The organism is Streptomyces sp. NTH33, from assembly GCF_003236365.1.
GTDB lineage: Bacteria > Actinomycetota > Actinomycetes > Streptomycetales > Streptomycetaceae > Streptomyces.
In genome coordinates this window covers 1-11,954 of record NZ_POTZ01000209.1, presented here as the reverse complement: position 1 = coordinate 11,954, position 11,954 = coordinate 1, and the positions used below count along the sequence as shown (strand labels likewise).

Annotated in this window: 6 protein-coding genes and 1 pseudogene; 4 read left to right on the top strand and 3 right to left on the bottom strand. The window is 73.7% G+C overall.

What is annotated here, in order from left to right; genetic code table 11:
• A partial coding sequence (locus C1I97_RS20205; RefSeq protein WP_258382658.1) for an FtsK/SpoIIIE domain-containing protein occupies window positions 1–2,647 on the top strand: 2,647 nt, incomplete at its 5' end.
• A 52-nt stretch (window positions 2,648–2,699) separates the two neighbouring features.
• Here C1I97_RS20205 and C1I97_RS20200 read toward each other — a convergent pair.
• The 3 genes from C1I97_RS20200 to C1I97_RS20190 all read right to left on the bottom strand — a co-directional run bounded on the left by C1I97_RS20200 (window position 2,700) and on the right by C1I97_RS20190 (window position 6,457).
• Window positions 2,700–3,611, bottom strand: coding sequence for a carbohydrate ABC transporter permease (locus C1I97_RS20200; RefSeq protein WP_111004627.1), 912 nt, complete (start codon window positions 3,609–3,611; stop codon window positions 2,700–2,702).
• A gap of 88 nt (window positions 3,612–3,699) precedes the next feature.
• A complete protein-coding gene (locus C1I97_RS20195; protein WP_181446812.1) occupies window positions 3,700–5,043 on the bottom strand; it encodes a carbohydrate ABC transporter permease in 1,344 nt (447 codons plus the stop codon).
• A gap of 7 nt (window positions 5,044–5,050) precedes the next feature.
• On the bottom strand, window positions 5,051–6,457 hold the full coding sequence (locus C1I97_RS20190) for an ABC transporter substrate-binding protein (protein ID WP_111004626.1): 1,407 nt from the start codon (window positions 6,455–6,457) through the stop codon (window positions 5,051–5,053).
• A gap of 375 nt (window positions 6,458–6,832) precedes the next feature.
• Between C1I97_RS20190 and C1I97_RS20185 the strand changes: the two genes are divergently transcribed.
• From C1I97_RS20185 to C1I97_RS20175, 3 genes and pseudogenes are all read left to right on the top strand, one after another.
• The gene (locus C1I97_RS20185; RefSeq protein ID WP_111004625.1) at window positions 6,833–9,031 is read left to right on the top strand and encodes a bifunctional glycosyltransferase/CDP-glycerol:glycerophosphate glycerophosphotransferase; all 2,199 of its coding nucleotides are present in this window, start codon (window positions 6,833–6,835) and stop codon (window positions 9,029–9,031) included.
• 8 nt (window positions 9,032–9,039) lie between these two features.
• Window positions 9,040–11,283 carry a bifunctional glycosyltransferase/CDP-glycerol:glycerophosphate glycerophosphotransferase gene (locus tag C1I97_RS20180; protein WP_111004624.1) on the top strand — a complete coding sequence of 748 codons (2,244 nt, stop codon included), beginning with the start codon at window positions 9,040–9,042 and terminating at the stop codon, window positions 11,281–11,283.
• Window positions 11,280–11,954: pseudogene (locus C1I97_RS20175) on the top strand (hypothetical protein); the annotation flags it as partial. The gene C1I97_RS20180 and the pseudogene C1I97_RS20175, both read left to right, overlap by 4 nt.

Below are 11,954 nucleotides of genomic sequence, written 5' to 3'. Positions count from 1 at the left end.
GCCCCCGGCGGTCCCCGCACAGGCCCACGCACCGCGGACCGGGAGCGGCAGCGACCCGCGCGGCACGGCGCCCGCCCCCGGCGACGGGACCCACGGTGACGGGATCCACGGTGACGGGACCCACGGTGACGGGACCCGCACGGGACGGTCCGGGGCGGCCGGACACGCCGGAGCCCTCACCACGGACGGCATCGTGGACGGCACCGTGGACGGCACCACGGACGGCACGAGCGGCCGCAGGGAAACGCCCCCGCGGGGCACGGACGTACCGCAGGTCCTGCGCAGGCGCGGCGGGCTCGGCGCCTGGGCGCGGCGGCTGGCCGGCGGCCGCGCCGAGCAGGCGGCGGACCGGCACGATCCGTACGACGGCACCACCGGCGCGCCCGCGCAGGACCCGCCCGCTCCCTACGCCGTACCGCAGCGGCCGGAAGCCTGGCCGGACCCGGCGGCGCTGCTGCTGACGGCCCTGGGTCCGGGACCGCGGCTGTGGGAGCGCGGGCCGGGGCACCCCGAGGCGCTCACGGTGCGGCTGGGCACGGCCGACCGGCCGGCCCCCGACGGCTCGGGGCTGCTGCCCGCGGTCCCGGTGACCGCCGACCTGCGCGAGGTGCGAGCGCTGGGATTGGCCGGACCGCGCGCCCGTCTGTCCGGGCTCGCGCGCGCGGTGCTGGCCCAGCTCGCCGCGGCGCACTCCCCCGACACGCTCGAGATCGTCCTGCTCAGCGCCGACCGCGCCCGCCCCGTGGAGGAGCGCACCGCCGAGTGGTCCTGGCTCGGCTGGCTCCCCCACGTCCGCCCGGGCCACGGACAGGACTGCCGCCTCCTCCTCGCCTACGACCCCGAACAGGCCGCCGCCCGCACCGACGAACTCCTGCGGCGCCTGGAGGACCACCCGGGCGCCGCTCCCGCCGACGGCCCGCATGCGACCGGCGCGCGCGCGGACGCCCGCAGGCCCTCCTGGGCACGGGACGACGACCCGGCCGGCGGGAAAGGTTTCGCGGGGCCGTACACCGTGGTGGTCGTGGACGGCGAGCCGGGCGGCGCCGCGGTGCGCGAGGCGGTGGCCCGCCTGGCGCAGGAGGGGCCCCGGGCCGGGATACACGTCGTGTGTCTCGCCGAGGCGCCGCCCGCCTCGCCCGCGTCCCCGGTGACGGACACCTACGAGACGGCGTGCGCGGTGTCGCCGGTGTTCCGGGAGTGCGGAGCCGTCGCCCTGCTCAGCGGCGACGTGGCGACGGCCCTGCGGCTGATGCGCGTCGCGGCGCACCCGGCGGCCGGCGCACCGGACGCCGGCGCGGCCACGCGCCGCCCGGCGGCGAAGACCTCGCTTCCCGCCCCCGTGGCCCCCGGCACCGTCGCCGTCGTCGACGCCGTGTCCTCCGCGTGGGCCGAGCGGTTCGCACGGGCCCTGGCCCCCCTGCGGACGGACGGGTCCGCCAAGGACCGTCCCGCCCGGGTGTCGGCGCCGCTGCCGCTGTCGGCGCGGCTGCTGGACGAGCTGGGGCTGGCCCGGGCCACCCCGGCGTCGCTGCAGGCGCGCTGGGCGGACGCGGCCGACGACACCAGGGCCCTCGGCGGGCGGGCCTGGGCGATACTCGGCGCCGGTCCGCGCGGGCCGGTCTGCGCCGACCTCGTGGCCGACGGACCGCATCTGCTGGTCGAGGGGCCGGCGGGCAGCGGCCGTACGGAGCTGCTGCGCTCCGTCGTCGCCTCGCTCGCCGCCGCCGAGCGCCCCGACCGCCTGGGCATCGTGCTGGTGGACGGCCGGGACGGCACCGGCGCGGGCGACGGCCACGGCGACGGCCTGCGGGTCTGTACGGACGTGCCGCACGTGACCACCCACCTCGCCGCCAACGACCCGGTCCGCATGCGGGAGTTCGCGCAGTCGCTGAGCGCGGAGCTGAAGCGCCGGGCCGAGCTGCTGGGGCGGTCCGACTTCGCCGAGTGGCACACCCGGCGCGCGGTGTCCGGCCGTATCGTCGCCCAGCGCACGGCGACGGCCCGCGGCGCATCCGCTCCGGGGCGGACCGGCGCGGGGCCGGCCCTCGCGGGCGCGGCCGATCTCGACACCCCGCCCAGCTCCACCCTGCGGCTGCGGCCCGACGCGGCCCGCCGGCAGGCGGAGACCGGTCCGCCGCTGCCCCGGCTGGTGGTGGTCGTCGACGACCTGGACGCCCTGGTCTCGCCCGCGCTCGGTTCGCCCGGACGGCCCTCGGCCGGTTCCGTCATACGCGCGCTGGAGGCGGTGGCGCGGGAGGGCGAGCGGCTCGGCGTCCACCTGGTCGCGGCCACCACGCCCGGCGGCCGTACGGCACAGACCGAACCGGCGCGCCGGGCCGCGCTCCGGGTCGCACTGGACGCACCGGCCCCGGGGCCCGACGAACCGGCACCCGGACGCGGACGGCTGACCTGTGCGGACGGCCGGGTGACGGCGTTCCAGGGCGGTCGGGTCACGGGCCGTATCCCCCGGACGGCGACCCAGCGCCCGACGGTGGTCCCCCTGGACTGGCAGCGCATGGGCGACCCGCCGACCCGGCGCTCGGTGCGGGAGCTGGGCAACGGGCCGACGGACCTGGCCCTGCTGGCCAGCGCGTTGGAGCGGGCGGCACGGGAGGTGTCCGCGGTGGAGGTTCCTTCATTGCTGTGAACGGCCGAGAGGGCGAACCGGCGCCGGCCCGCCCCCTGTCGCGGCGCCGCGGTTACTTGACCGCGCCCGCCATCACACCGGACACGAACTGCCGCTGGAAGGCGAAGAACACGGCCAGCGGGATCACCATGGAGATGAACGCGCCGGGCGCCAGTACGTCGATGTTGTTGCCGAACTGACGTACCTGCGTCTGCAGGGCGACCGTGATCGGCTGCGTACCGGACTTGGTGAACACCAGCGCGACCAGCATGTCGTTCCACACCCACAGGAACTGGAAGATGGCCAGGCTCGCGATCGCGGGCCCGCCGAGCGGCATCACCACGCGGGTGAACAGCCGCAGTTCACCGGCGCCGTCCAGACGGGCCGCCTCCAGCAGTTCACGGGGGATCTCCGCGAAGAAGTTCCGCAGCAGGAACACCGCGAAGGGCAGGCCGAAGCCCGTGTGGAACAGGACCACCCCGGAGATCGTGCCGAACAGGCCGACTTTTCCGAACAGTTCGGCGATCGGGATGAGGGCGACCTGCACGGGTACGACCAGCAGACCCACCACGGCCAGGAACCACCAGTCGCGCCCGGGGAACTCCATCCACGCGAACGCGTAGCCCGCCAGCGAGCCGACCACGACCACCAGGACCGTCGCCGGGACCGTGATCAGTACAGTGTTCAGCAGGGAGTTGGTGATGTCACCGTTCTCCAGCAGCCTCTGGTAGCTGCCGAAGGTCAACTGCGAGGGCTTGCTGAACACGGTCCACCAGCCGCTCGCGCTCATGTCCTGCGGCGCGCGCAGCGACGACAGCAGCAGACCGATCGTCGGGACCAGCCAGAACAGGCCCACCACGATCAGGAAGGCCCTCATGACGCCGCCGCTGACGGCCTCCACCAGCCGCCCGCCCAGGGACTGCCGTGCCTTCACGGCCTCGGGGGCGGGCGCCGCCCCGGCCAGGCTCCGGACTTGTGCCGTCATCGCCGCACCTCCCGCCTGAGCCTGCGCATGTTGTCGCATTCATCCGGGGGGCGACCCCCGGGCCCCCAGCAGGCAGCCGGACGCGCCGTCATCGCCGCACCTCCCGCCTGAGCCTGCGCATGTTGAACAGCATCACCGGGACGACCAGCAGCAGCAGGAACACCGCGATGGCGCTGGCGATGCCCGGCCGGCCCTCGGAGAAGCCCTTGCGGTACAGCTCCAGGGCGAGCACGTTGGCGTCGTCCTGGGAGGAGCCCGGGGCGATGATGTAGACCAGGTCGAAGATCTTCAGCACGTTGATCATCAGCGTGACCGCGACGACCGCGAGCACCGGGGCCAGCAGCGGCACCGTGACCTTCCGGAACACCTGCCACTCGTTGGCGCCGTCGACCCGTGCGGCCTCCAGCAGCTCCCGGGGCACGCCCGCGAGTCCGGCCGCGATCAGCACCATCGCGAACCCGGCCCACATCCACACGTACGACCCGATGACGGCCGGGGTGACCAGCGACGGGCCGAGCCAGTCCACGCCGTTGTACGGCGCCTTGAAATTGGCCGCGGGAAGCCGCAGCCGGGCGCCGTCGGCCTGCGCGGGCAGGGTGAACGTGCCGTCGTCGGCGGCCTTGGCCGACGCCACCACCCTGCCGTCCTTGACCGCCTCGACGCGCATCCCGGCGTAGCCGAGCTCGGACGGGTCGACCTCGCCGAGCCTCCCGACGCCCTTGCCGCGGGTGAAGTCCTGCCAGGTCGTGCCGGTGATCTTCCCCGGCTCCGGTTCCGCCCGCACGGCCTTCTTCGCGCTCTTCGGCATCTGGTCCGGGGCGACGCCGACGAGCGGGAGGCTCACCGACTGGCCGGCCCGGACGGTGGCCGAGGTGATGAAACCGCCCCGGTCCGGTGCGAGCGGCGAGTTCCGGCCCGGGTGCGCCTTCGGGAACGCCGAGGACTGGGCGAAGGTGTCGTGCACCCCGACCCACACCGCGTTGGCGACGCCCTTGTCCGGGTCCTGGTCGTACACCAGCCGGAAGATGATCCCGGCCGCCAGCATGGAGATCGCCATCGGCATGAAGACGACCAGCTTGAACGCCGTTCCCCAGCGCACCCGTTCGGTCAGCACGGCGAAGACCAGACCGAGCGCGGTGGCGACCGTGGGCGCGAACACCACCCAGATGACGTTGTTCTTCAGCGCGGTGCGGATGCCGTCGTCGGTGAACAGGGCACGGTAGTTGTCGAATCCGGCGAATTCGTCGCCCGAGGAGCTGTAGAAGCTGCGGACGACCGAGTACCCGATGGGGTAGACCACGAGCGCGCCGAGCAGCACCAGTGCGGGCAGCAGGAAGAGGGCCGCCACGGTCTTGCGGGTGCCGGTCACGCTCTTGCGGCTGCGGGGCGCGGCGGGGGCCGGTGAGGCTCCCGCCGCCGTGGCCGACGTCATGGCCGGATCAGCTCCCGCTGCCGTACGCCGCCGCCGCGTCCTTCTCCAGCTTCGCCTGGGTGCCCGCGACGTCGCCCGGGTTCTTCAGGAAGTCCTGCAGGGCCTTCCACTCGCCCTTGCCGGGCGTGCCGCCGAAGGCCTGCGGGGCCTGGTCGGACATGTCGAAGCGGAAGTCGTCGCCCGAGTCGATCAGGGCCTGGGCGATCGTGCGCTGCACCTCGTTCGGATACGCCGAGTTCGGCACGTTCTTGTTCGGGGAGAGGTAGCCGCCGAGCTTCGCCTGGATCGTCGCCGCGTCCGGCGAGGCCAGGAAGGTGACCAGTGCCTGCGCCGCCTCGGAGTCCTTCAGGATCACCGCCGCGTCACCGCCGGACACCACCGGCGCGGTGCCGCCCACGGCCGGGAACGGGAACACCTTCGCGTCCGTGCCCACCTTGGCCTTGGTCTCACCGATGTTGACCTGCACGAAGTCGCCCTCGTAGACCATGCCGGCCTTCGGCTGGTCGCCGCCGGTGAAGGTCTGGGTGACGGAGGCCGGGAACTCGGTCTGCAGCGCGCCGCTCGGGCCGCCTGCGAGGTAGTCCTTCTTGGACCAGATCTGGGCGAGCGTGGTGAGCGCGTCCTTGACGGACGGGTCCGTCCATTTGATCTTGTGCTGGGCGAGCTGGTCGTACTTCTCCGGGCCCGCCTGGGAGAGGTAGACGTTCTCGAACCAGTCGGTGAGGGTCCAGCCGTCGGCGCCGCCGACCGAGAACGGGGTGACACCGGAGTCGTAGACCTTCTGCGCGGTGCTCAGCAGGTCCTTCCAGGTCTTGGGTTCGCTCGCTCCCGCGTTCTCGAAGACCTTGGCGTTGTACCAGATCAGCGACTTGTTGGCGGCCTTGTAGTAGGCGCCGTACTGCTTGCCGTCGACCTTGCCGATGTCCTGCCAGCCCTGCGAGTAGTTCTTGGCGAGCTGCTCCTGGGCCTCGGGGCCCAGCGGCTTGGCCCACTTCTTGTCCACGGCCTGCTTGATGGCGCCCGGCTGCGGAAGCAGCGCCACGTCCGGCGGCTGGCCGCCCGCGATCTTCGAACCGAGGAAGTTGATGATCGGGTCCTGGGCGGGCACGAAGGTGACCTTGGCGCCCGTGCGCTTCTCGAACTCCGCGAGGACCTTCTTGAAGTTCGCCTGCTCGCCGCCGGTCCAGACGGCGGCGACCTCCACTGTCGCACCGTTCAGCCGGGGAAGGGTGACGGTGGCGGCGGTTTCCGTGCCCCCGCCGTCGCTGCTCCGGTCGCCGCCGCTCTTCTTGTCGCCGCTTCCGCCGCCGCACGCGGTGAGGGAGAGCGCCAGTGCTCCCGCGGCGACGGCCGCCACGGTCCTGGCCGTCCTGGCTGTGTGGTGTGTCCGGATGGTGCTGCTCGTGCTGCGCATGACTGCCCCGTTCTCCGTTCCTCGTCGAACGTCCGAGCGCTGTCCCGTGCGCTCTGGTGTACGCCCAGGGCCACGGCATCGGCAAGAGCGCCCGCACTGTCAAGCGGGCGATCGTGACCACGTCGTGACTCTACGTCAGCTCCTGTTCGGTGCCGCTGGACGACCAAGCGAGCCTCAAGGCCCTGCGTAATACGCGAAGTTGACGACCCGACTTCTTCGCGGCGCGGCACCCGCCGGTCCCTTGTCCGCCACCGCGCCGCAACCCGCCGGCCGACAGGCCGTCACCCGGACGCTTTGAACGCCGTTTGCTCTTTCGGGAGTCCGTATGCACTCCGACATGTGGCACAGAACCCGGACAACGACGAAAAGAGCAGAATGCCCCGCTTCAGTATCATCGTTCCCTCTCATGGGGTCGCGGGCCGGCTGTCCCAGGCGCTGGACTCGGTCCTCGCCCAGTCGTTCGGCGACTTCGAGCTGATCCCGGTCTGCGACGGCCCCGACGCCCCGGCCGCCGACGTCGCCGCCGGGTACACCCGGCGGGACTCGCGGGTCTCCCCGGTGCACTCGCCGCCGTCCGCGGGCCTCGGCGCGGCGCGCAACGCCGGGATGCGGGCGGCGAGCGGCGCGTACCTGCTGTTCCTCGACGGCGACGACGTCCTGGTGCCGGGCGCGCTGACCGCGCTGGCCGACCGTCTCGGGGAGACCGGCGACGTCGACGTGCTGTACTTCGAGCACGAGCGGACGCCGTGGTGGGAGGGCAAGCCCGTCACCACGGCCGGGCCACCCCCGGTCACGGCCCCGGCGCCCGCCTTCTCCCCCGACGAGGCCCCGCGGCTGACCGGCGTCCCGCTGCCCGCGTGGAGCGCGGCCTACCGCCGCTCCTTCGTGACCGGCCACGGCCTGGCCTTCCCCGACGGGCACCGCACCGACGTCGGCTGGGGCGGCCTGGTCACCGTCGCCGCCGAGCGGATCGCGGTGCTGCGCCGGGTCGTCGTACGGCATCTGCTGCGCCGGCAGGGCAGCCGGCTCGAGCTCGCGGGCGAGCACCAGCTCGACCTCCTCGACCAGACCGAGCGGGTGCTCGTCCGGGCCGCCGAGGAGGGCCTGCCGGCACAGCGGTTCGCGCCGCTGTTCGAGCAGCTCTTCGACGCGGTGCTCGCCTCGGCCGCGCATCCCGGGCGGCTGCCCGCGCGCCGGCGCCGGGCCTTCTTCCGCCGGGCGCGCCGTCTGTACCGCTGCCACCGCCCGGCCGGGTTCCGGGTGCCGGGCGGCCGGTGCGGTGCGCGGCACCGGCTGCTGGCGGCGGGGGCGTACACGGCGTTCCGCGCGCTGTGCGCCGCGGACCGGCTGCGGGTGCCGGGCGGCCGGCTTCCCCGCGCGGGCGGCCGGCTCACACGTCTGGCCTACCGCTGGCACCTGCACCGCCCGCTCGATCCGAACCTCGTCGTGTACTGCGCCTACTGGGGCCGCGGTTACGCGTGCAGCCCGGCCGCCCTGCACGCCAAGGCCCGTGAACTCGCCCCGCACCTGCGCGCGGTGTTCCTGGTGGAGCCGGGCCAGGAGCACACCCTTCCCGAGGGCGTCGACCACGCGCTGATCGGCAGCCGCCGCTATTGGAAGGTGCTGGCCCGCGCCACGTACCTGGTGAACAACGCCAACTTCGCCGACGCCGTCGTCAAACGCCCCGGCAGCGTGCACCTGCAGACCCAGCACGGCACCCCGCTGAAGACGATGGGCTGCGACCAGTCGACGTACCCGGTGGTCGCGGCCCGGTCCGGCAGCTTCGCCAAGCTGCTGCGCCGTGTGGACCGCTGGGACTACAACCTCTCCTCCAACCGCCACTCCACCGAGATGTGGGAGCGCGCCTTCCCGGGCGCGTACGAGCCCCTGGAGTACGGCTATCCGCGCAACGACGTGTACTGCACGGCCCGCGCCGAGGACGTGGCCCGCGTCCGCCGCCGGCTGGGCGTCCCGGAGGGCAGCACGGCCGTCCTGTACGCGCCCACCCACCGCGACCACCACACCGGCTTCGAGCCGGGCCTGGACCTGGAGGCCTTCTGCGCGGCGGCCGGCGAGGACGTCGTCGTCCTGCTGCGCGCCCACTACTTCTACGACCGGGGCGGGCGGAACGGCGGCGGCCGGATCATCGACGTCACCGCGCACCGCTCCTCGGAGGACGTGTGCCTGGCCGCCGACGCGCTGATCACCGACTACTCGTCGATCATGTTCGACTACGCCAACCTGGACCGCCCGATCGTGATCTACGCCGACGACTGGGAGGTCTACCGGGAGACGCGGGGCGTCTGCTTCGACCTCATGCAGGCGCCGCCCGGCCCGGTCGCGCGCACCCCCGAGGAGCTGGCACGCCTGTTCCGCGACGGCTCGTACGCGGGCCCCGGGGCGGCACGGCTGCGGGCCCGGTTCCGTGAGCGGTTCTGCCAGTTCGACGACGGGCGGGCCGCCGAGCGGGTCGTACGCCGGGTGTTCCTCGGCGAGCCGCCCGAGCAGCTCCCGCCCGTGATCCCGCTCGCCGAGCGCATCCCGGCCCCCGCCGCCATCCTCGTGAGGAGCTGACGAAAGCCTTGCCCCGCTTCAGCGTCATCGTCCCCTGCTTCAAGGTGCAGGGCTTCCTGCGCGAGTGCCTGGACTCGGTACTGGCGCAGTCCTTCCGGGACTTCGAGGTGATCGCCGTCGACGACCGCTCCCCGGACGGCTGCGGCGCGATCCTCGACGAGTACGCCGGCCGCGACCCACGCGTGCGCGTGCTGCACCTGCCGGAGAACGTCGGGCTCGGCCGCGCCCGCAACGCCGGAATGCCGCTCGCCACCGGCGACTTCCTGTTCTTCCTCGACAGCGACGACACCCTCACCCCGGGCGCGCTGCGCGCCATGGCCGACCGGCTGGCCGAGACGGGCGACCCGGACGTGCTGGTCTTCGACTACGCGCGCACGTACTGGTGGGGCGGAACCCGGCGCAACGTGCTGGCCCGGGTGTTGAGCGAGGCCGGCGACGGCACCTTCACGGCCGCCGAACGTCCGAAGATCCTCGACCTGTTGATGGTGGTGTGGAACAAGGTCTACCGGCGCGACTTCGTCCAGGAGCACGGTTTCGCCTTCCCGCCCGGCTACTACGAGGACACGCCCTGGACGTTCCCGGTGCTGCTCAGCGCGGACCGGATCGCCACGCTCGACCGGATCTGCCTGCTCTACCGCCAGCGCCGGCAGGGCAACATCCTGTCCACCACCAGCCGCAAGCACTTCGACATCCACGACCAGTACGAGCGGGTCTTCGCGTTTGTCGGCTCCCGTCCCGAACTGGCGGGCTGGCGGCCGTACCTGCACCGGAAGATGGGCGAGCACTGCCTGGACATCCTCGCCAAGCCCGACCGGCTGCCGCCCCCGGACAAGGCCGAGTTCTTCCGCCGTACCGCCGAGATGTTCCGCGCGCACCGGCCGCCCGGCGCCGACACGTCCGGTGCGGTCCGGGTACTGGAGGGCGGCTACGCCGCCTACCAGGTCAGGCGCCAGTCCGGGCGGGCCCGCCGGGAACTCGGGCGCCGCGCGCTGCGGGTCCGCCGGGTGGCGGCCGGGCGGGTCAAGGGCGGCTGGGCCGCACTGCACACCTGCCGCCCGCTGGACCCCGACCTCGTCCTGTACTCGGCGTTCTCGCACCGGGGGATGCTCGGCGACCCGGCGGCGATCCACCGCAAGGCGCTCCAGATCGCGCCGCACCTGCGCGGGGTGTGGGTGGTCGGGGGCCGGGAGCAGGCCGCGCTGCTGCCGCAGGACGCGGAGTACGTCCTGCCCGGCACCCTGCGCCATCGGCAGCTCGCCGCGCGCGCCGGGTTCCTCGTCAACAACGTCAACTGGCCCGCTGCTCTGCCCAAACGGCCCGGCAGCGTCCACATCCACACCCACCTGGGCACCCCGCTGAAGTACATGGCGGCCGACCTGCTGGGCAAGCCCGGCGCCCGGCACGGCGTCGACGTGCCGCAGATGCTGCGCCGCGCGGACCGCTGGGACTACAGCCTGGTCGCCAACCGCCACTCCGAGCTGGTGTGGGAGCGGGCCTACCCGTGCCGGTTCACCTCCGTGCGCACCGGCAGCCCGCGCAACGACGTGCTCGTGGGTGCCCGGCCCGGCGCGGGCGCCGCCGTACGCGCCCGGTGGGGCATCCCGCCGGAGCACACGGTGGTGCTGTACGCGCCCACGCGCCGCGAGTACCGGCGCGGCGGGCACGTCGAGCGCTTCGACCTGGCCCGGTTCGCCGCGGACCTCGGCGAGGGCCACACCCTCGTCGTGCGGCTGCACCCGTCGCTGGCGGCCGGGCCGGCGCGCGGGATGGGCCTGGCCGAGCTGCACCGGCGCGGGGTACTGGTCGACGCGACGGACGAGCCGCACGTGGAGGAGGTGATGCTCGCCGCCGACGTACTGGTCACCGACTACTCGTCCCTGATGTTCGACTACGCCAACCTGGACCGGCCGATCGTGGTGCACGCCGACGACTGGGAGGCGTACACGGCGAGCCGGGGCGCGTACTTCGACATCACCGCCGATCCGCCGGGCCATGTGTCGCGGTCCTACCGGGAGCTGGCGTGGCTGTTCGCGTCCGGGAGCTGGCGGGACACCGAGTCGGCGCGGCTGCGGACCGGCTTCCGGGCGCGGTTCTGCGAGTTCGACGACGGCTGGGCGGCCGAGCGGGTGGTACGGACCCTGATCCTCGGCGAGGAGGACTGGGCGCCGGAGCCGGCGGTGCCCGCGCCGACCGGGGCGGTCGCCCAGCTGCCCGCGCAGGCCTCGGGCCGCGACCTGCTGGCGCCGTCATGAGGGGGCGCGCGCCCGGGTGGCGTTCCTGGCGGCCCCGCACGTGGGTCCTGGTCCTGGCCGCGCTGTTCGCGCTGTTCCAGCTCTCCACCGTCACCGGCCGGGACACCCCCGACACCAAGAACTACCTGTCGTACGCGCTGAGTCTGCGCGGGGAGGGCAAGCGGGAGACGGCGGCCGTCACCATCGACTACGTGTGCGCCGGCGAGGCGGCCCGCGCGCGCCGCGGGCAGAGCGTGGACGTCCTGCGCTTCCGCGAGCCGAGTCCGGCGGCGCGGGTGGCCAAGGAGTGCCGGGCCGGGCTGTGGCGTGAGGTGGACGCCCGGCTGCGCGCCGGGCAGACCGGCGGGCACACCCTGCCGTTCACCTCGGCGCGCTTCATGCGGATCTTCGAGGTGCGGCCGGGCTATCCGGTGTTCCTGATCCCGTTCCTCACGGTGTTCGGTGTGACGTGGGGGATGTGGGCGGCGGGTGTCGTCGTCACGGTCGCCGGCGGTGTCCTCGTTTACCTCCTGCTGCGCAGCCGCCGGGTGCCCGTGCCGCTGGCGCTGACCGGCCAGGGCCTCTACTACGTGCTGCCATGCGGCACCACGGCCATGCGGCCGATGGCCGAGGGCCTGATGCTGGCGCTGACCCTGGCGGCACTGTGGGGCTGTTCGCTGGCTCTGGAGGGG

Excerpts from the sequence above, each read along its gene's own strand:
- C1I97_RS20190 (WP_111004626.1), bottom strand. The coding sequence starts at position 6,457 with ATGCGCAGCACGAGCAGCACCATCCGGACACACCACACAGCCAGGACG.
- C1I97_RS20200 (WP_111004627.1), bottom strand. The coding sequence starts at position 3,611 with ATGACGGCACAAGTCCGGAGCCTGGCCGGGGCGGCGCCCGCCCCCGAG.
- C1I97_RS20195 (WP_181446812.1), bottom strand. The coding sequence starts at position 5,043 with ATGACGTCGGCCACGGCGGCGGGAGCCTCACCGGCCCCCGCCGCGCCC.
- C1I97_RS20185 (WP_111004625.1), top strand. The coding sequence starts at position 6,833 with ATGCCCCGCTTCAGTATCATCGTTCCCTCTCATGGGGTCGCGGGCCGG.